Raw genomic sequence first — 20,093 nt, forward strand, 5'->3', positions numbered from 1 at the left:
CGGCACGACCTTCAGGCGCGCCTATCTTTCCCGATGCGCGGCGAAATGAGTTGCGGATTTGACGCAAGTTCACATGCCGTTTTGCCCAACCGCGGCACGCAGGAAATCCCGTCAGGGCAACGTCAGCGTGTCACATCTTCGTCATTTGCCGTGGCGTCGGTGGGCTTCTCCAAAGCGCGCGTGACTTCGGGCGATGCATCCGCCTGGAACAGCTGCTCCAGATCGACCAGTGCTTCGCGTGTGGTCTGCACGATGCGCGCGTCGTCGTCGTAGACGAGGTATTGGCGCTTGAGCAGTTCGGCATCCTGTCGACGAAAACGCTCGACGTGATCGGCTGCCATCTCCGGCGACATGCCGAGCGCCTCCAGCGTCTGGCGCGTCATCTTCAAACTGGAATACAGCGTTTCGCGTACCGGCAGATCCACGCCCAGATCCATCAGTCGCCACGCGTGCTGGCGATTGCGCGCACGCGCGATGATTTTCAAGTCCGGATACATGCGGCGCACCACGCGCGCCGTGCGCAGGCTGGCCTCTGGATCGTCCACTGCGAGCACGAACACGGCAGCCTGGTCCGCTTGCGCGGCGCGCAGCAGTTCAGGGCGCGCCGGATCGCCGTAGAAGATGTCGGTCCAGTTGCCGAAGCGCTGGACCAGATCGATCTGTTCCACCGAATGATCGAGTGCCACGAACGGGATACCTTGCGCGCGCAACATGCGCGCCACGATCTGCCCCATGCGCCCGTAACCGGCGATGATCACGCGCGGCTTGTCGGCCACGATGGTGTCGAACTCGCGCTCTTTCTTGGTCTTTACCTGGTAGAGCATGCGCCCGAGCAAGGCCACCATCAGCGGCGTCAGCGCCATCGACAAGGTGATCGCCAGCACCTGCAGGCTGTGCTGCTCCGTAGTGATGAGGTTCTGTTCGCCGGCAAGCTTGAGCAGCACGAAGGCAAATTCGCCGCCGCAGGCCAGCAACACCGCCAGACGCAGCGCATCGCGACCACTCAAGCCGCCCACGATGCGACCCAGCGGCCACAGCAAAGCCCCCTTGATCAACAACAGGAACACCACCAGCAGGAACACGCGCATCGGCTGCTGGATCAGCAGGGTCAGGTCCATCGACATGCCCACGCTGATGAAGAACAGGCCGAGCAGCAAACCCTTGAACGGTTCGAGATGCGATTCCAGTTCGTGCCGGTATTCGGAATCGGCCAGCAGCACGCCGGCCAGGAATGCGCCCAGGGTGGCGGACACACCCACCATCTCCATCAACCACGCCGTGCCCATGACGACCAACAAGGCCGTTGCCGTGGACACTTCCACATTGTCGACCTTGGCCACGAAGCGGAAGATCGGACGCAACAGGTAACGGCCACCCACCATCACCGCGACGATGGCGGCCACCGTGCGCAGCACCGCGTAGACATCGAACCCATGCTTGGTCGATGCGCTGGCCAGCAGCGGCACGGCTGCGATCAGTGGAATGGCGGCCAGATCCTGGAACAGGAGCACGGCAAACGCCTGTCGCCCGTAAGACGTCCCGGCTTCCTTGCGCTCGGCGAGTATCTGCAGGCCGAAGGCGGTAGATGACAACGCAAGGCTGCCGCCCACGATGGTCGCCGCATTCACCGTGAGTCCGAACAGGTAGTAGGCCGCCGCACCGATCACCAGGCTGGTCGTCAGCACCTGCAGCAGGCCGGTGCCGAACACCTGCTTGCGCATCACCCAGAGGCGCTGCGGCGACAGCTCCAGGCCGATCACGAACAGCATCAGCACCACGCCGAACTCGGAGATGGTGGCCACGCCCGCGGTATCGGAGATCAGGCCCAGCTCCTGCGGGCCGATGACGATGCCCGCCAACAGATAGCCGAGCACGGATCCCAGGCGGAAGCGCTTGGTCAGCGGCACCGCGATGACGGTCGCCAGCAGGAAAACGAGCGCTGTCTGCAGAAAATGGCGGCTATCCACTCGTGCGCTCCAATCGGGGGAATCGCATTATTCCACGCTGACGCTGTGTAAGCCGACCCTGAAGACAAAGTCATCGATCAGCGCAGCACCTCATGCGGCAAGCGAAAGGCCTTGCCACTGCTGCGTGATGATGGATGCCAGGCGCTCCACGGCGGGTGACGACTCCGCCTCGGCGCGGTGCAGGCACAAGCCCAATTCGCCCATCGACGGCAGCGTGGTCTCGTGCGGCAGCAGGGCACGCACGCTCGCCGGGAGGCCGCAGGGTGTTCGCAATGACACGCCCAGGCCCGCTGCTACAGCGGCCCAGGTACCCGCCAGGCTCGCGCTGGTGAACGCGATGCGCCAGGGGATGTTGGCGCGATCCAGCGCGGTGGTGGCGGCGGTCCGCATGATGCAGGGCGCTTCCAGCATCACCAGCGGCAGGGGCTCGCCGTCCTCGCGGGGCCACACAGAGCCCACTCCTGCGGCGTCGATCCAGCGCAACGGCAGGGTGCCGACACGTTCGGCATAGGGTGTAGCCACGCCCGCCTCCCAAGCGAGCGCCAGGTCGAGATGCCCCGAGCTGATACGTTCGAGCAGATCAGTGTTGCGCGCGATGCGCACTTCCACTTTCACGCGCGGATGGGCCCGGGCAAAACGGCCCAGCACGTCGGTGAGCAGGCTCTCGCCGAAATCTTCCTGCAGGCCCAGCCGCACCGCGCCTTCCAGCTCCGCGCCGTGCAGCGCGGCGGCGGCTTCGTCATTGAGCTCAAGCAGGCGCCGCGCATAGGCAAGCATGGTTTCGCCAGACTCGGTGAGCGCCATGCCCCGGCCGGATTTGCGCAGCACCGGGGTACCGGCCTGTTCTTCCAATTTCTTCAGCTGCGCGCTGACGGCCGAGGTCGAGCGCCCGAGGCGGTCCGCCGCACGGGCAAAACTGCCCAATTCCACACCGGTCACAAAGGTGCGCAGCACATCGAGATCGAAGGTGATCCGCCGCATGGCAATCATCCCGTTTTTATGGACTATTGATTCAGTATTTTCCGCTTTTCAGGACAATACTCTCCGCCCTAGGCTTCACTTCGTCAAGCGCACGAGGAACCATCGATGAGTATTCGTTCTGACCACGGGCAAAGCAGCGTCGGCGATGTGGCGGGCGAACTCGGGGCGCTCACGGCGCATCTGGCTTTCTATACCGGCTGGCCGGCAGCGGCGGCAGTTCCACGCGAATTGAAAGGCAAGGAGGTCCACTCGTGATCGCGATGCAATACAGCTTCACCCTGCCCGCCGATTACGACATGGCCATCGTCCGGCAGCGGATCGCGGACAAGGGACACCTGCTCGACCACTTCGATGGGCTGCTGCTCAAGACGTATCTGCACGCCGCGCGTGGTTCGTCGTCGGATGAAAACCTCTACGCGCCATTCTATGTGTGGCGCGACAGCGCGGCGATGCAGCGCTTTCTGGGCAGCGAGGGTTTCGCCAATCTCGCCAAGGCCTTCGGCTGGCCGTCTATTCGCGTGTGGCCGGTGTGGGACGCGTATCTCTCGCCAGAGGCCAGGCATGCGCGCTTTGCTACACGTGACATCCAGTCCATCGCGCCCTACACCGCGCTCGAGGCACTACGCGACGAACAACACGCGCTGCTGCAGCGTGATATCGAGCGTGGCGCCGTCGCCGCCGTCAGCGCCTTCGAGCCCACTGCATGGACGCAGGTGAGCTTCCGCCTGTGGGACGAAACCCTCCCTGCCCACGCCACGGGCCAACGCTACGACGTCGGCCACGTATCCCAACCCTGATCCACTACCGGAGATTCCCCATGCCTCTCGTACGCGTCTCGCTCCGCCGCGGCAAATCCAAAGAACACATCGCCGCCATTCGCAACAGCATCTATCGCGCGATGATCGAATCCTTCAACGTGCCGCAGCACGACCGCTTCATCGTGGTGCACCAGCACGACGCCGAAGAATTCGACTACGACCCGAACTATCTCGACATTGCGCGCACCGACGACCTGGTGATCATCCAGATCGCCTGCAACAACACGCGCACCGTGGAGCAGAAGAAGGCGTTCTACAAATACACCGCCGAACTCCTCAGCAAGGAACCCGGCCTGCGCCCGCAGGACGTCTTCATCAACTTGCTGGAAACCGCCAAGGAAAACTGGTCGTTCGGCAACGGCGAAGCGCCGTACGCGTAAGAGGCGCCTACCGTCCTTTGCCGACCAGCAGCCGGCGTGGCCCGGCGCCTTCGCTGGCCAGACGATCACCGGGATTGCGCAAGCGACAACGGTCGATCGACAGGCAACCGCAGCCGATGCAGTCGTCGAGCGTGTCGCGCAGTTTCTTCAGCTGCGCCATGCGCTCGTCGAGTTCTGCGCGCCACTGGGCGGACAAACGCGTCCAGTCACGTCGGCTCGGCGCCTCGGTTGCAGGCAGTGCCGCCAGCGCCGCGGCGATATCGGACAACGAGATGCCGACGCGCTGCGCCACACGAATGAAGGACACTCGCCGCAGCACCTCGCGCGCATAGCGCCGCTGGTTTCCCACCGTGCGTTCGCTGTGGATCAGACCCTTCGTCTCGTAGAAATGCAGTGTGGATACAGCCACACCGCTACGCCGTGCCACCTCCCCCACGCCCAGCGTCGTGGGCAGGCCGTGCTTGGGACCCTCGCTCATACGATGCCTATTGACCTCAAGTTAGCTTGAGGTCCTAGAGTGCCACGCAGTTCACTGCAAGGCATACCCATGAGCCCACCCATCACCCGTCGATCCATCTACCGCATCGACCGCTTCAACGTTCCCGCCAAGGCACTTTCCGCCTTCATGGAACGCCTGCACCTCACCCAACGCCTGCTCGACAAACTCCCCGGCTGCCGCCAGAACCTGGTCCTCACCCAGCCCGACCTCGCCGGCGAGTACAACGTGATGACCGTGGTGGAATGGAGCCACGAATCCCACTTCGCCGCCGCCAAGGCAGTGATGCAGGCGCGTTACGCGCAGGAGCGATTTGATCCGGCGGCTTTCATGCAGAAGCTGGGCGTGCAGGCGGATCTGGGGACGTATCGGCATGTGTGAGGGGTGGGCGTAGTGCGTGACAAGGGTGCACGTCGGCGGATCAGAGTTGCCAGTTCGCTCTCTGTGGGAGAGCACCCTGTGCGCGACCATCCTACGGAGCGGTATACCCAGGCGTGACTGTCGCGCACAGGGTGCGCTCCCACAGACAAGCCGGCGCGGCAGGCCGATGGAACGATGCCCGGCTTTAAGTCCTCTTCGTCGTGGCGCGTTGCGGTGTAGCGGAGACGCGTGTCGGACGATCGCCACGCCTCCGAAGCCCTCGAGCGACAAGAGATCGTATTCAACAGAACGCTACGAGCCCTTGCTCTTTTAGGCCATACGCTTTGGGTTACTTTTCTCTTACTCCGGGCATCCTGCCCTCCGCCCTTCGGGCCGGCTTCGCCGTTCGCATGCGCTCCTGCGCATGCGTGGGCCAGCAAGAGAAAAGTGACTCAAGCGCCCGCAGGCAGTCGAAACGCCCGCCGCGTAGGCGGCCAGATCGCGGGATCGCGACAACCAGGCGCAAAGTCACTGGATGACCAGCCATTCGACTGTTGAGAAGCGCTTCCCGCTTTCGCAGGAATGACGAGAGAAAAAACACTCACTCCCCCTTCAACCACCTCGCCGCATCCACCGCAAAATAAGTCAGGATCGCATCCGCCCCCGCCCTCTTGAACGCCGTCAACGACTCCAACACCACCGCCTTCTCATCCAGCCAGCCATTTTGTGAAGCCGCCTTCAGCATCGCGTACTCGCCGCTCACCTGATACACGAACGTCGGCATGCCAAACGCATCCTTCACCCGGCGCAGCACATCGAGGTAAGGCATGCCCGGCTTCACCATCACCGCATCGGCGCCCTCGTGGATATCGAGCTCGATCTCGCGCAGCGCTTCATCGCTGTTGCCCACGTCCATCTGGTAGGTGTGCTTGTCGCCCTTGCCCAGATTGGCCGCCGAACCCACCGCATCGCGGAACGGGCCGTAGAACGCCGAGGCGTACTTGGCCGAATAGGCGAGAATGCGCGTGTGGATGTGGCCGGCTGCTTCCAGCGCATCGCGAATCGCACCGATGCGGCCATCCATCATGTCCGAGGGCGCCACGAAATCCATGCCGGCCGCGGCCTGCGCCAGCGACATCTTGATCAGCGCTTCGATGGTGGGCTCGTTCATCACGTAGCCCTGCTCGTCGATCAGGCCGTCCTGGCCGTGCGTGGTGTAGGGATCGAGCGCCACGTCGCCGATTAAGCCGAGCTGCGGATACTGGGACTTGAGCGCACGCGTAGCGCGCTGCATCAGGCTGTCCGGGTTCCATGCTTCGTGCGCGTCTTCGGTCTTCACCTCGGCACCGGGCGACGGGAACAGCGCCAGCGCCGGTATCCCCAGGCGCACGCATTCGCCGGCAAGCTTGAGCAGTTCGTCGATGGACAACCGCTCCACGCCCGGCATGGACGGCACCGGCTCACGCTGCCCTTCGCCTTCAATGATGAAAGCCACCATGATCAGGTCGGTGGCAAGCAAGGTGTTCTCGCGCATCAGCGCACGCGAGAAGGCATCGCGACGCATGCGCCGCATGCGGACAGCGGGATAGCTCATGGGTGAACTCTCGGGCAGGACATCGGCCCATTTTAGCGCCTGTTTGAGCGTTCGCCGGGAAAGGCAGGTTGACGCGGTCGAGACGACCAAACCGCACCCTGCATGAACGCGCCGCCGCGCAAAACACCCCGCTGCAACAATTGAGAGTGCAGTCTCTCTGCCCGCCGCCCCGCAGGAGTCAGATCATGAGCACGCCCGCCGCCCCGCGTCATCACTGGCCGCTTGCCAATGAAGCCCGTTACCTGGGACCGCATGAAGGTACGGATCCCATCGATATTACGGTGGTGATGCGACGCCGCGGCGACCACCCGGCGCCCGCCGCGTGGCCGCATACGGCCGCCGTGCGACGCGAGGATTTCGGCGCGCAATGGGGCGCCGATCCGGCCGACGCAGAGTCGATTCGCAATTTCGCGCGCGGCCACGGACTCACTGAAACCAGTTGCGAGCTGCATCGTCGCGTGATGCATCTGCGCGGCACGCCGCAGGCGCTGCAACAGGCGTTCGGTGTACAGCTGGGCCGCTATCAGATGCCTGATGGCGGCCCGGACGTGATGGGCTGCCATCTGCCGCCGTCGCTGCCCGGCGATATTTCCTCCCGCGTCATCGCGGTACTCGGTCTCGACAAGCGGCCCATCGCGCGCCCGCATTTCCGTCGTCCCGCTGCCAAGCCCGCGCAAACCTATACGCCAGTGGAATTGGCCACGCTGTACCAGTTTCCCGCGAAGCTCGACGGCACGGGCCAGAGCGTGGCGGTGATCGAACTCGGCGGCGGCTTCACGCAGAGCGACTTCACCCAGTACATGCAGTCGCTGGGCATCAAGCCGCCAACCGTCAACGTCGTGTCCGTGCAGGGCGGCAGTAGCCAGCCCGGTGGCGATGCGGATGGCGAGGTCATGCTCGACGTGGAAGTGATCGGCGCGCTCGCGCCCGGTGCCAGCATCGACGTGTACTTCGCGCCGAATACCGACCAGGGTTTCTACGAAGCCATCTCCCAGGCCGCGCACGACGCCACCCATCAGCCGTCGGTGATCTCGATCAGCTGGGGCGGCCCCGAAGACAGCTGGTCCGCCTCATCGCTCAACGCCATGGAGAGCGCACTGCAAGACGCAGCGGCGCTGGGCGTTACCGTTGCGGTCGCCTGCGGCGACAGCGGCTTTACGGATGGCCAGAGCGATGGCAAGCCGCATGTCGACTTCCCGGCATCCAGTCCCCATGCGCTCGCCTGTGGCGGCACCAAGCTGGTGGCCAGCGGCACGACGATTACCAGCGAAACGGTGTGGAACGAACTGGCCACCAACGAAGGCGCCACCGGTGGCGGCGTCAGCGCGAGCTTTGCGTTGCCGACGTGGCAGAAGTCGATGAAAGTCCCCAAGGCCGCCAACGGCTTCGCTGGGCGCGGCAGTCCGGACGTTGCGGGCGATGCTGATCCCAACACGGGTTATCAGGTGCGCGTGGACGGACAGAACGAGGTGATCGGCGGCACCAGTGCGGTTGCGCCGCTGTGGGCGGCGCTAATCGCGCGCTTCAACCAGCAGCTGGGACAGAACATCGGCGATCCGCACGAGGCGTTCTACAGCATCGGACTTGCCGCGTTCCATGACATTACCCAAGGCAGCAACGGCAAGTTCAACGCGGCCAAAGGGTGGGATGCGTGCACGGGCCTGGGTACGCCCAAGGGACAGACCCTGCTCGATGCACTGGCCAAGCTGAAGGCGGGCAGCGGGACGTCTCCCGCCAAATAAAGCCGGCAATCACGCGTCGCCCGGAACGCATGAAGCGCACGTCCCGGGGCCGGCACTGAAACGGCTAGGGTTTGACCGCGACGCCAGGCCCGTGGCGCTGCAGCGTGACGATGGCCTCGCTGTTGCACGCCGCCGGCATGTTCGGCGAACCCAGCGGCGGGCAAAGGCGTTCGGTGGTCGCCGGCTCGGGCACGGACATATCGGGGCGATAAGGCTGTGCAGGTGCCGATGCCGGGGGCGGAAAGCTGCCCTGTTTTTCCGCTGCCACCGAGACAGCGCTGAGCGCCGCAAACGTCATCGCGTTGTGCGACACGCGCTGGGCCGTGGTGGGCTGCACCGAAAAGGTCGGCAACGACGCGCGAGACTCTGATGTAGGCACCGAAGGCGCCTGTGTTCTTGCCGCTGCACTCAGGGGTTCGCGGTAAGGCGTCTCCGTCTGCGCCGGCGTGCCCTGCTGCGCCCATGCTGGCGCGATTGAAACGCCAGCCAACAACCCCATCGCGACAATCGTTCGCTGTTTCACCGCCCTGCTCCTCTCCATGGTCTGACCGATGTTGTGCTGCCGATACCCCGTCGACCGCCCGATCATAGCCAGCTGAATATGAAGCGAGCCGGTAACGACTCGCCTGCTATCGCATCACCGGTCGCCATGCGACATTGCCACCATCACGCCGTGGAGTGTGGATGTCTTGGATAGCCGCCTGTCGATGCATCGCTTCCTCCCGCTGCGCGGCCATCGGCTGGCCTACCGGACGTGCGGTGATGAGGGCGGCGAGCCGGTCGTTCTGATCCACGCGTTTGCGAGCCAGTCCGGCAGCTGGGAGAACACCGCCGAAGCGTTGGCGCGACAGGGCTTCCGGGTGATCGCGCCGGACCTGCGCGGGCATGGCCGCAGCCAATGGACGCCCACCTATTCGCTGATGGATTTCGAAGAAGACCTCAGCGCCCTGCTCGATGCGCTGGGGCTGGGCGCCATCAACCTGATCGGCCATTCGCTGGGCGGGCATCTGGCGCTGAAACTGGCCACTCGCCAACCCGAGCGCATCCGCCGGCTGATCATTGAAGCCGCCCCGGTACCTCCCCGCGACATGGCGGATGCCGCCGCCCTGGCCGCCACCCGGCCCGGCCCGGCATGGGCGCGCTCCCTACCCCTGCTGGGTGGAGGAAAACTGCTGCGCCTGATGCTGTTGCGCCAATTCGACGTGCGCGCCGCCCGAACCGTCCTGCCGGAACTGCGCACGCCGATGCCGGCATGGTGGGCACGCCTGGCCGGCGTGCGCGCACCTTGCCTGCTACTCGCCAGCCATGACGACGGCCTGGTCAGTGCGCGACTTCCCCTGCTGGCAGCACAGATCCCGCACGCCATCACCCGCCAGTTCGGCAGCGGGCACCGACTGCATGGCGAGCACACCGACGCTTTCCTGGCCGAGGTGATGTCCTTCGTGGTGCCTGCCTCTGATGCGGAGTAACAGTCTTCCAAATGCCACGGATTGGCTGATGCATCGCCGTCGAATCGATCCAAACGTGTCTGGTTGACCCTGGAAGCAGCGTTCCGGGCGAGCCATCCCGCCAATCCGGACAGGCCGCCCGTGTCGCCCGTGTGACACAGCGTTTCGAACGCCATAGCCTCGCCCGACCAGCCCGGCTGCTCCAGCCGGAAGGCCGCATTTGAGTGGCTCGCGGCATGCACATATCCGGCATAAAACGGGGCTATGATCAGCAATCGCGCGGAGTCGTGTGCAAGCACGTCGTGGGCTGCCGCGAGGGAAGCGGGGAAAATCAAGGCAGACCACATGCGAGACGTCTTCGCGAGCAATCCGTCGGCGGCAAGGCGCTGTTGCCTCGTTCGCGCGTAGGGCACCGACAGGTTGTCGCCGTACCATCAGCCACCAGGGGGAATAGCGTATGTCCGATGTCATCGAGTTTCTGGAAAAGCTTGGCAGCGACGCACGCCTGCTTGAAGCCGCCAAGGAAGAAGTCGCACTGGCCCTGGCCGATGCGAAAGTCGATATGGCGGCCGGTGAAGCCATCCTGGCGCGCAACGTCGGAGACCTCTATGACTTGCTGAAGGTCGCCCCACTTTGCTGCCTCCAGACCGTGCCGCGCCGCGAGGGCGAAGAAGAGGAAGAAGAGCAGGAAGAAGATGGCGGCGAAGGCAAGGATGAACCGGCCAAGCCAAGCAAGGAAAAAAGCCAGTCTGCCAACAAGCCTTGAGCATGTTCCGCGCCGGCCACATCAGCCGCGCGATCATCCTGACAGTGCTGCTGTCAGGATGGCAGGTGGGTGCGGCCAGCGTGGCCGCGCCCACGCCTGCAGAAGATCCGGCGCAGATCTTGGCGCAGGCCGACAAGCTCAAAGTCGTCGACCACGCCCAATTCCTGCATTTGCTCAGCCAGCTTGACCAGCGCGCGGCCGAGCTGTCATCCGATCAGAAATGGCAATTGCGCTATCTCGATGCCTGGCAGTCGGCGTTCGAAGGCCGCTATGACGTCGCCAGGCCGGCGCTGAACGAGATCATCACGAAGTCGGGCGATCAGACGCTGCAGGTTCGCGCGCTGGCCACGCTGGTGAACATCCTCGGCTTCAGCCGGCACTACGAGGAAGCGTTCACCCAGCTGGGCACGCTGCTTGATCTTCTCCCGGCAACGAAAGACGCGCAGGCCCGCTTCCAGGTGCTGGGAGAGGCCGCGCAATTCCTGGCCGCCGCAGGTCAGTTCGATCTGGCGTCCAGCTACGCACAACATATCCTGGACGATCCCGAGCTACGCGACCACGCGTGCCAGGGCATGGCGTTCAAGCTGAAGGTGTTGTTCCGTGCAGGCAAGGTGCGCGGCACTGACCCCGAATTCGACAGAGGCATCGACACCTGCCTCAAGGCAAAACAGGCGTTGTATGCCAACTCGCTGCGCGCCGACCAGGCCAAGTACGCCGTTGATCAGGGGCGACCCAAGGACGCCATCGCCCTGCTGCAAGCCCATTACGATGAGTTCGTCTCGTATCACTATCGTGTGCTGATGAACGCCGTCAACGTGACGCTGGCGCAGGCGTACTGGCAGCTCGGCGACGCCACGGCGGCCCGCAAATACGCGGGCGAGGCCGTTGCCGAGGCCATCAAGGACACCTACTCCGATTCGCTGGGTCCGGCCTACCAGGTCCTGTACCAGGTGGAGGAGATGCAGGGCAATACGCGCGCCGCGCTGGACCTCCACAAGTTGTACATGGACGCGGACAAGGGCTACCTCAACGACGTGAGCGCCCGCGCCATCGCTTACCAGACGGTCAAGCAGCAGCTGCTGGCCAACAAGGTGCAGGTCGATTCGCTCAACAAGCAAAACGAGATCCTGCAACTGCAGCGCAAGCTCGATCACAAGGACATGGAGACCAGCCGGCTGTATATCGCCCTGCTGCTCACCGTGGTGGCCTCGATCGCGCTATGGCTGCTGCGCATCAAGCGCTCGCAGATGCGCTTCAGGCGTCTGGCGACGCGCGACAGCCTCACCGGCATCCACAGCCGCCAGCACTTTGTCGACGAGACCGAACTGGCGTTGCGTGCGGCGGCCAAGGCCACCCGCACGTCGTGCCTGATCCTGCTGGATCTGGATCACTTCAAGGACGTGAACGATACGCACGGCCATGTCATCGGCGACCTGGTGCTCAAGCGCGCCGTCGCTGCCTGCCAGCACCACCTGCATCGACGCGACATTTTTGGACGTCTGGGCGGCGAAGAGTTTGCGCTCTACCTGCCCGACTGCAGCGCGTCGCAGGCGCGCGAACGCGCCGAGCGTATTCGCCAGGCGATTGCGGCCACGCCGCTGTGGGGCGAGACGCGCAGCGTCGTGATCACCTCGAGTTTTGGCGTCGCCTCCACCGATCGCAGCGGCTACGAATTGCGCCAGCTGATGATCGACGCGGATAACTCGCTGTACCAGGCCAAGCGCGAAGGCCGCAACCGCGTCATCTACGGCGAGCATGCCGAGGTCATCGTGCCCACGACCGTGCCGGCAGCAGAGCCGCCGCACGATCATCCCATCGAAGGCATCGCCGGCCTGCCGAGCTGAGCGCCGGCCGGCACGGGCGACCACTCAGCGCGGTCGCGCATGTCCCGCCACCAGGCCGATCAGGGTCGGCATCACCAGCAGCACCAACGGATATTGCAAGGCGAGTCCCGCAATGATCGCGATGGCGAGCGGTTGCTGGATGCCTGCCCCCTGCCCCCAGGCCAGCGCGAGCGGCAACAGGGTGAGGATGGCGGCGAGCGTGGTCATGGTGATCGGGCGCAGGCGATCGCGGCTGGCCAGGCGCAAGGCCTGCAGCGGCGGCAGCTCGCGCGACAGCGTGACGTATTCGGATACGTAAAAAATCGCCATCTCCGTGCCCATGCCGATGATCATCGTCATGCCCATCATCGCGGTGATGTTGAGATCCACGCCGCACAGCCACAGCGCGATAAACACCGCCGTGGCCGAGAACAGCGAGCAACCCATCACGACCAGGGCCAGCCCGGCACGGCCGTACAGGAACAGCAGCAGCACGAATTCCGCCACCAGCGCCATCAGGAACACTTTGCCCAGGCCGAGGAAGGCAATCTGTTGCTGTTGGTACAGGCCGCCTAGTTCGTAGCGCGTATCCGCATCGAGCATGCCCGGCTGCGCGAGCAGCTTCTTCACATCGGCCACGGCCGCGCCCATGCCACGGCCGTCGATACGCGCCGTGACCGCCGTCATCTGCTGCAGGTTTTCGCGGGAAATCTGCGGTTGGCCGTTCTCGGTTGCGATGCTGGCGACGCGGCTCAAGGGGAACACATGTCCGTCCGGTGCGCGCACCGGCAGGGCAAGCAGCTGCGGCAGCCGCCATTGCATGGAGTCCGGCATGCGGATGCGCACGCCCACGCTCTTGGTCGCCTGCGGCAACTGCGTGGCGACGACGCCGGTCAGCGCGTTGTTGATCGCCTGCGTCACTGTCGCCACCGTCATGCCCTCGAGCGTGGCGCGATCGGGATCGATCCGCACGTTCAATGCGTCGCCGGCCAGCTGCAGGCCATCCTTGATTTCCACCACGCCGGGTATGTCGGCCAGCGCCTTGGCCACGCGCCGCGCCTGCGGCACAAGCGTGCCCGGATCGGCCGAATACAGCTTGATCTCGATCGGCTGCGGCACCGCAGTGAGATCGCCGATGAGATCTTCCATCAGCTGCGCCAGTTCCACTTCCACGCCGGGCACTTCATGCTCCACGTGCTCCCGCACGTCGCTCATCACGTCCTCCGTGGCACGCGCGTGATCGGGTTTCAGCCGCACGAAGAAGTCGCCGTGATAGGACTGCCCCAGATCGCCGCCCAGCCCCGTACCGAGGCGGCGGGAGAACGTGGCGACCTCGGGCATGGAGCGCAGGATCGTTTCCACCTGACTCACTTGTCGCGCCGTTTCGGGCAAGGAGGTGCCGGGCTTGGTGTAGTAGTCCATCACGAAGCCGCTTTCATCGACAGCGGGCATGAAGCCGGTGGTCACGTGCGTGTAGGCCACGCCGCCAATCAGCAGCAGCGGGACAACGAACGCAAGCAGCCACGCCGGGCGGCGCGCGAACGCGTCGTACGAGCGTGCATGCGAACGCGATAGCCAGCTTTCGTGATCGAGACCCGGATCATGCCAATGACGGAAGTCGATCCAGCGCCGCAACAACGGTGGCACCACGAACGCGGTCACCAGCCACGAGACGGCCAAGGCGCTGGCCATGGTGATCGAAAGCGCCTTGGAGAACGCGCCAGTGACGCCGCTGAGCAGGCCCAGCGGTACGAATACGATCAGCGTGGCAAGGCTTGATCCGGTGAGCGGCGCCAGGAATTCCCTCGCCGCGGGCAACACCACGGCTTCGCCACCGCCTTCCAGCGTGCCCGCCCGCCGCGCGACGTGTTCCACCATTACGATCACGTCGTCGATCACCAGACCCACGGCAGCCGCAATGCCGCCGAGCGTCATGATGTTGAAGCTCATGCCGAACACCTGCAGCAGCAAGACCGTGACGGCCAGCGTCACCGGCACCACCAGCATGGCGATCAAGGTCACCCGCAGATTGCGCAGGAACACCAGCAACACCGCGGCCGCGAGCAACAGTCCGATCAGCACCGCATCGCGCACACTGTGGGCGGATTCCACCACCAGTTCGCTCTGGTCGTACCACGGCTTGAGCGTCACGCCCTTGGGCAGTCGATACGACGCCAGCCGCGCGCGCACTTCGCTGGCGATCTGCACTGCATTGCCGTCCGGCTGCTCGAATACGTTGAACAGCACGGCCGGCTTGCCGTCCTCGCTAACCTTGATCCATTGCGGCACATAGCCATCGCGCACCGTCGCGACATCCGACAACCGCACCCAACCGTGCGGATCATTCTTCACGATGATGTTGCTGATCGCATCGATGTGTTGCAGCGAATGGTCGGCGACGACCAGGTAAAGCTGGTTGCGATCCTGCAGGCGGCCGACCGCCTCCAGCTGATTGGCGCCGCTTACGGCGGTGGCGAGATCGTCCAGGCTCAGGCCGTATTGCGCGAGCTTGCGCGGATCGGCTTCCACCTGGATCTCGGCGGTTTCGCCGCCTTGTACATCGACGCGTGCGAGCCCCTCCACCGAGGCGAGCAGCGGCACGATCTGGTACTGCGCCAGATCGCGCAGGGCGACTGGCGACATGCTGTCCGACTGCAACGCATACGAGATGATCGGAAAGACCGTGGGATCCATGCGGCGCACGTTATAGCTGGCGCCCGCGGGCAGACTGGGCAACACGCGCGCAATCGCCGAGTCCACCTGCAACGTGGAGGCGATCATGTCGCGACCCCAGCCGAAGTCGACCGAGATCTGCGCCGAGCCGCGCGTGGTTTCCGAGCGCAGGCCGGCCACGCCCGGCACGGTGCGGATCGCCTCTTCCACCGGCCGCGTCAGCAGCAGCGCTGTCTGATCGGCCGGCCGGTCGCCGGCATCGAGATCGATCACGACGCGCGGAAACGACACCTGCGGAAACAGTCCCACCGGCAGCGTGAACGAACTGGCCAGCCCCGCCAGCGCGAGCGCGAAAGCCACGATGACGATGGCACGCGCGTGCCGCGCCAATAAGGTCGGCAAGCTCATGGCTTGGTCTGCTCCGACGGCACGCGCACGGCCATGCCGTCGTCCAATTGCGTCGCACCTTCGGTGACCAGCGGCAGCTTCGCATCGAGTGCGCCACTGGCGACCGTGATGCTGTCCGACTCGCCCAACACTTTCACCGGCACGCTGACGGCCTTGTGGTTGGCCACCTGGAAGACATGGCGATCCGCGTCATCGCCCAGCACCGCATCGCGCGGCAACAGCCAACCCTGTCGCTGACCTACGACGATGTCGGCGCGGAAACCTTCGCCGCTGACCAAGGCACCGTCGGGCACGATCTCCACATTGAGTTGATGCGTGTGCGGATCCAGCGCATGCGCCACGCGGCGCACCGTGCCCAGCATGGCGGCGCCGCCATCGATCGGCGTGAGATTGGCCTTGGCGCCCACCTGCACGCGCGTCACCGCATCGCGCTCGACGCCAACCGTGACGACCATACCGTCACCGCGCTGCACCGTGAGCAGTGCTGCGCCTGCTTGCAGGTTGTCGCCCTGCGGCGCGTCGACCGTCACCACGGCGCCATCGAACGGCGCGGTGACGTCGATGGTCGCGCTGCGTCCTTGTTGCTGCACCAGGGCATCCAGATTGGACTGGGCGTCCTGCAAAGCCTTTTCGGCCTGATCGAGCTGATCGCGGGTGGCGAGTTGCTGCGACAGCAGTTGCGCGGTGTGAGCACGCTGCGCCTGGGCCAACTTCTGCGCTGTCAGCGCCTGTTGATACGCCACCACCGACGACGGCGCCAGCGTGAAGCCAAGCAGGGACTGTCCACGCTTGACCGCTTCGCCGGTGGTGACATTCCAGCGTGTCACCCGACCCGCGGCCTGCACGCTGATGACTTGCGCGGCATCGGCGGCCGGGCCGGCGCTGCCGTACGCGGTCACGGTATCAGCGAGACTGCCCTGCTTCAGCGGCACGGTGGTGACCGCGGCGCTCACCGCTGCATCGTCCGGTGCTTCGCTGGTGGAGCATGCGGCCAGAGCCAAGGCGGCCAGTGCCACTGCGATCCATGGCTGTCGGTAACTCATGGGGCCATCACATCCTGTTCGAGAGAGATCGGCATGCCGCGACCGACCAGCAATTCCAATGCAGCCTGCTGTTCGAGCATGGCCTGCTCGTTCGCCAGTTGCGCCAGTTGCCGGTTGAGGGCGGCCACGCGCAGGTCGGTCACGTTGCGCAGATCGATCAAGCCGGCCTGTGCTGCCTGGCCAGCCTGCGATGCGGCGCGCACGGCGTCGTCGGTGGCGGGCGTGAGCGCCTGCTGCTGCGCATCGAGTTGTGCGTATTGCGCGAGCAGCGCTTCAACGTCGTCGCGCGAGGTCGCCAGGCGCGTGGTGTATTCCTGGTGGAGCTGCTCGCGGGTGGCGCGGGCAATCGCCACGTTGTGCTGGTTGTGATCGAAGATCGGCAGTGTGAAGTTCACCGCGGGGCCGCCATTGCGCACGCGGCTATTGTCCTGCGAGGCGTCGTAGCCGATCGCCAGCGGCGGAAACTGCGCCAGCACGGCGGCGCGCAGATTCGCCTCCTGCGCTTGATAGCCCAACTGCAGGGCCACCAGGTCGGGGCGGCGACGACTGATGCTATCGAATTGCGCGCGGATCGCCGCGGCGTCCACGCTGGCCGATGGCAAGTTCGCTGCCAGTGGCAGGACGACATCAGGCTGCAAGCCCAGCAGTGCATTGAGTTGCTGTTGCTGGTCCAGCTGCCGGCGCTGCAGGTCGTTGAGCGCGCTGCGTGAATCGGCGGCGGCAGCAAGATCGGAGGCCACCGCCACGCGCTCCAGGTTGCCAGCACGGACGGCGCTGGCAATGCGCGTCTCGCGCTGCGCCTGCGCCTGCTGCGACTGTGTCTGCAGCGCGATCTGCCGCTGGCCTTCGACCAGGCCGATCACCAGCAGGCGCGCCTTGCCCACGGTCTGCCATTGCTCCCACAGCAGGCTGGCGTCGACTTCATCCGCACTGGCTTTCGCCGCTTCACGGCGAGGGCGCAGCGTGATCAGCGAGGCGATGTCCTGGCTGATCGACGCCGTCCACGCCGTCGCATCGCCCGGCCCTGAAAGCAGATAACCCACGCTGCCGCCGACGGTGGGATTGGGCAGCACGCCGTCTTGCAGCCGCTGTGCCTGCGCCGCCTGGTGTCGGGCGTGCTGGGTCTTGAGGTCGGGATTGTTGAGCAGCACCAGACGCTCCACCGCGGCCATGTCCAGCGGCAACGCGGCGGCGTCATAACCTCGCAGTTGCGACAGCGAGGAGGCGGACGCGGCCTGTTCCGGCAGCGGCTTGGGCCGGGAGGTGGCGCAGCCCGCCGCGCACAGGGCGAGGGCGATGGCCGCGAACGTGCGCATCGGCGAAGCCCGGCCAGTGTGATGCTTGGCAGACAGAGAAGGCACCAACGATCCAGGCATAAGTAGGGAGTCCATACCCTAGCGAAACTGGCTTAGCGTTCACTTTGTAAGCGCCGGCAAGATCTCGCGGCGTCAGGCGCGCTGCTCGCTCAGCGGCAGGCGTACGCAGACGCGCAGTCCGCGGCCATAGGGCGAATCCAGCAGCTCGATCGACGCATCGTGCAATTGCGCCGCCCGCTGCACGATGGAAAGCCCCAGCCCGTAACCCTCGCCCTGGCTGCCGGCCTCGCGGTGAAAGCGGGTGAATACCGCCGCACGCCGCTCCGGGGGAATGCCCTCGCCGTTGTCGATCACGTCGATCACGGCCTGACCCTGTTCGCGCTGGATGCTGAGCTTCACCTGGCCCCCGAGCGGCACATGGCGCAGCGCGTTTTCCAGCAGATTGCGCAGCAACGCGGCCAGCGCCACCTCGTGGCCGCGTACGATCAGCGTGGCTTCGGCCAGCGCCACGTCCAGTTCCACGTCCGAGTTGCCGATCAGCGGCGACAGTTCCTCAATGACGGTGCGCGCGATCGCCAGCAAGTCGATATCGACGTTTTGCTCGGCGCGCGAGCTCGCTTCCAGGCGCGCCAGCGACAGCAACTGTTCCACCCGGCGCGCCAAGGCGGCGAGGCTTTCGCGCGCGCCGGCCAAAGCCACGTCAGCTTCGCGCGTATCGCGGCTGGCTTCGGCGTTCTCCAGGTTGATCATGGTGGAGGCCAGCGGCGTGCGCAGTTCGTGCGCCACGTCGGCGCTGAAGCGGCGCTCGCGCTCCAGCGCTTCTTCGAGCTGGGTGAACTGGCTGTTGAGTGCAGCCAGCACCGGCTCCAGTTCGCGCGGCGCGTCGGCGACATCAAGCGTGTCGCGGCTGCCCGGTTTGCGCGCGGCCAGTTTTTCCGCGAGCGCATCGAGCGGGCGCAGTCCGCGGCGCACCGCCCAACCGACCAGCAAGGCCAGTACGGGGAGCGCGATCAGCGGCGGCAGGCCATGTTCGATCCACAGCGCGGTGCGGATGTCGCGGCGGCTGTCATAGCGCTCGGCGGCGCGCACCACGACGCCATCGGGTGTGGGCGGCAGGGTGAACAGACGCCAGCCATAGTTGCCGTAACGCAGATCCCTGAAACCCGGCTGCGCGGCGTCGGGCGGCGGCAAGGCGGTGAGGTTGCCGGTCACGAGCAGCGGGCGATGGTCGCGGTCGAACACCTGGAAGCCCACCTCCGACTCATAGGTGTGGCCATGCAGCACCAGCTCCTGGGTGGAACGGGCCGTGATCGGCACCACCACGCCTTCTTCGATGTTGTGGCGCTGCAGGGCGGGCAGGCCGATCTGGCTGATCAAGGTCTGCAGCGTCCGTGCCGATTGCGCGAGCCGCCCGTCGGAGAGCTCGTTCACTTCGTTGGTGGTGCGACGAAGGCTGTAGATCGCCAAGGGCACCAGCACCAGCGCGAGAACGCCGAGGATTAACCAGAGCAAGCGTCCGCGCAGACTGCTGCGGCTCACTTGGGATCCTGCGGAATCATGTAGCCGAAACCGCGCACGTTGCGCACCGTCTCGAAGCTCAGCTTGCGGCGCAGCGAATGCACCAGTACCTCGAGTGCGTTGTTGCCCACGACGTGATCCAGTCCGTACAGCGAATTCTCCAGGCTCTCGCGCCGCACCAGTCGTCCGGCGCTTTCCATCAGCGCCTGCAGCAGCGCGAATTCGCGGCGGGTGAGGTCGACAGCCTCGCCGCGGAAGGTCACCTCCGAGGTGCCCACGTCCAGGCTCAGCGCACCTACTTCGATGCGGTTCACCGACAGGCCGCGCATGCGGCGGGTGAGCGAGCGGATGCGTGCGGCCAGTTCTTCCACATGGAAGGGCTTGGTCAGGTAGTCGTCGGCGCCGGCGTCCAGGCCATCGACACGGGAGGAGAGTCCGTCGCGTGCCGTCATCACCAGCACCGGCGTATCCACATGGGCGCGGCGTGCTTCCACGAGGACCTCGATGCCGTCGCGCCCTGGCAGCCCCAGGTCGAGCAAGACCAGGTCGGCGGTGCGATCGCGCATGGCGTTGAGCGCGGAACGGCCGTCGCGCAGCCACGACACCGTATAGCTCAGCCGTTCCAGGGCCCGCTGGATCGCCGCCCCCAGCTGCGCGTCGTCCTCGACCAGAAGAATGTGCACGACCTGACGCTCCTTCGCCTGCTGGCGATGTACGCCGGGATTATCGGCCATGCGCCTTAGGAAACACTTAAACGACT

The 20,093-nt window shown here is 65.3% G+C and carries 18 protein-coding genes; 8 read left to right on the forward strand and 10 right to left on the reverse strand.

Features of this window, described 5'->3' with window-relative positions; genetic code table 11:
* Positions 1–122: 122 nt before the first annotated feature.
* Both AC1DMY_RS11485 and AC1DMY_RS11490 read right to left on the reverse strand, forming a co-directional pair.
* Entirely contained in the window at positions 123–1,967 is a 1,845-nt protein-coding gene (locus tag AC1DMY_RS11485) for a monovalent cation:proton antiporter-2 (CPA2) family protein (protein WP_477165099.1), read from the reverse strand.
* A 90-nt stretch (positions 1,968–2,057) separates the two neighbouring features.
* On the reverse strand, positions 2,058–2,948 hold the full coding sequence (locus AC1DMY_RS11490; RefSeq protein ID WP_477165100.1) for a LysR substrate-binding domain-containing protein: 891 nt from the start codon (positions 2,946–2,948) through the stop codon (positions 2,058–2,060).
* A gap of 105 nt (positions 2,949–3,053) precedes the next feature.
* Here AC1DMY_RS11490 and AC1DMY_RS11495 point away from each other — a divergent pair, with 105 nt between their 5' ends.
* Genes AC1DMY_RS11495 through AC1DMY_RS11505 form a run of 3 tightly spaced genes read left to right on the forward strand, consistent with a single transcriptional unit; the run spans position 3,054 to position 4,146 of the window.
* Positions 3,054–3,203, forward strand: coding sequence for a hypothetical protein (locus AC1DMY_RS11495; protein ID WP_477165101.1), 150 nt, complete (start codon positions 3,054–3,056; stop codon positions 3,201–3,203).
* A gap of 5 nt (positions 3,204–3,208) precedes the next feature.
* A complete protein-coding gene (locus AC1DMY_RS11500) occupies positions 3,209–3,745 on the forward strand; it encodes a DUF4865 family protein (RefSeq protein ID WP_477165288.1) in 537 nt (178 codons plus the stop codon).
* A 20-nt stretch (positions 3,746–3,765) separates the two neighbouring features.
* Positions 3,766–4,146 (forward strand): tautomerase family protein, encoded by a 381-nt coding sequence (locus tag AC1DMY_RS11505; protein WP_477165102.1) that lies wholly within the window; start codon positions 3,766–3,768, stop codon positions 4,144–4,146.
* A gap of 7 nt (positions 4,147–4,153) precedes the next feature.
* Here the strand turns inward: AC1DMY_RS11505 and soxR are convergent, their stop codons facing one another.
* The gene (gene soxR / locus AC1DMY_RS11510) at positions 4,154–4,624 is read right to left on the reverse strand and encodes a redox-sensitive transcriptional activator SoxR (RefSeq protein WP_477165103.1); all 471 of its coding nucleotides are present in this window, start codon (positions 4,622–4,624) and stop codon (positions 4,154–4,156) included.
* 69 nt (positions 4,625–4,693) lie between these two features.
* On the opposite strand from soxR, the gene AC1DMY_RS11515 reads away from it, so the two are divergent.
* The gene (locus AC1DMY_RS11515) at positions 4,694–5,023 is read left to right on the forward strand and encodes a hypothetical protein (RefSeq protein ID WP_477165104.1); all 330 of its coding nucleotides are present in this window, start codon (positions 4,694–4,696) and stop codon (positions 5,021–5,023) included.
* A 580-nt stretch (positions 5,024–5,603) separates the two neighbouring features.
* Here the strand turns inward: AC1DMY_RS11515 and hemB are convergent.
* A complete protein-coding gene (hemB, locus tag AC1DMY_RS11520) occupies positions 5,604–6,596 on the reverse strand; it encodes a porphobilinogen synthase (protein WP_477165105.1) in 993 nt (330 codons plus the stop codon).
* A 185-nt stretch (positions 6,597–6,781) separates the two neighbouring features.
* Between hemB and AC1DMY_RS11525 the strand changes: the two genes are divergently transcribed.
* Positions 6,782–8,338 (forward strand): S53 family peptidase, encoded by a 1,557-nt coding sequence (locus AC1DMY_RS11525; RefSeq protein ID WP_477165106.1) that lies wholly within the window; start codon positions 6,782–6,784, stop codon positions 8,336–8,338.
* Between the two features lie 64 nt (positions 8,339–8,402).
* On the opposite strand, the gene AC1DMY_RS11530 is transcribed toward AC1DMY_RS11525, so the two are convergent.
* On the reverse strand, positions 8,403–8,861 hold the full coding sequence (locus AC1DMY_RS11530; RefSeq protein WP_477165107.1) for a hypothetical protein: 459 nt from the start codon (positions 8,859–8,861) through the stop codon (positions 8,403–8,405).
* Between the two features lie 166 nt (positions 8,862–9,027).
* Here AC1DMY_RS11530 and AC1DMY_RS11535 point away from each other — a divergent pair, with 166 nt between their 5' ends.
* The 3 genes from AC1DMY_RS11535 (at position 9,028) to AC1DMY_RS11545 (ending at position 12,396) form a co-directional block, all read left to right on the forward strand.
* Positions 9,028–9,807, forward strand: coding sequence for an alpha/beta fold hydrolase (locus AC1DMY_RS11535; RefSeq protein WP_477165108.1), 780 nt, complete (start codon positions 9,028–9,030; stop codon positions 9,805–9,807).
* 436 nt (positions 9,808–10,243) lie between these two features.
* Complete coding sequence (locus AC1DMY_RS11540) at positions 10,244–10,552, forward strand: hypothetical protein (protein ID WP_477165109.1); 309 nt, start codon at positions 10,244–10,246, stop codon at positions 10,550–10,552.
* Positions 10,553–10,554: 2 nt separating this feature from the next.
* A complete protein-coding gene (locus AC1DMY_RS11545; protein WP_477165289.1) occupies positions 10,555–12,396 on the forward strand; it encodes a tetratricopeptide repeat-containing diguanylate cyclase in 1,842 nt (613 codons plus the stop codon).
* A 24-nt stretch (positions 12,397–12,420) separates the two neighbouring features.
* On the opposite strand, the gene AC1DMY_RS11550 is transcribed toward AC1DMY_RS11545, so the two are convergent.
* The 5 genes from AC1DMY_RS11550 to AC1DMY_RS11570 form a co-directional block, all read right to left on the reverse strand.
* Positions 12,421–15,456, reverse strand: a complete 3,036-nt coding sequence (locus tag AC1DMY_RS11550) for an efflux RND transporter permease subunit (RefSeq protein ID WP_477165110.1) — start codon at positions 15,454–15,456, stop codon at positions 12,421–12,423.
* On the reverse strand, positions 15,453–16,499 hold the full coding sequence (locus AC1DMY_RS11555) for an efflux RND transporter periplasmic adaptor subunit (protein ID WP_477165111.1): 1,047 nt from the start codon (positions 16,497–16,499) through the stop codon (positions 15,453–15,455). Before AC1DMY_RS11555 ends, AC1DMY_RS11550 begins: the two co-directional genes overlap by 4 nt.
* Positions 16,496–17,815 carry a TolC family protein gene (locus AC1DMY_RS11560; protein WP_477165112.1) on the reverse strand — a complete coding sequence of 440 codons (1,320 nt, stop codon included), beginning with the start codon at positions 17,813–17,815 and terminating at the stop codon, positions 16,496–16,498. Before AC1DMY_RS11560 ends, AC1DMY_RS11555 begins: the two co-directional genes overlap by 4 nt.
* Before the next feature lie 132 nt (positions 17,816–17,947).
* Entirely contained in the window at positions 17,948–19,354 is a 1,407-nt protein-coding gene (locus AC1DMY_RS11565; protein ID WP_477165113.1) for an ATP-binding protein, read from the reverse strand.
* Positions 19,351–20,016 carry a response regulator gene (locus AC1DMY_RS11570; RefSeq protein ID WP_477165290.1) on the reverse strand — a complete coding sequence of 222 codons (666 nt, stop codon included), beginning with the start codon at positions 20,014–20,016 and terminating at the stop codon, positions 19,351–19,353. The genes AC1DMY_RS11565 and AC1DMY_RS11570 overlap by 4 nt, the downstream gene beginning before the upstream one ends.
* Positions 20,017–20,093: the final 77 nt, after the last annotated feature.

The sequence above is a fragment of the Dyella sp. 01L423 genome, from assembly GCF_056399945.1.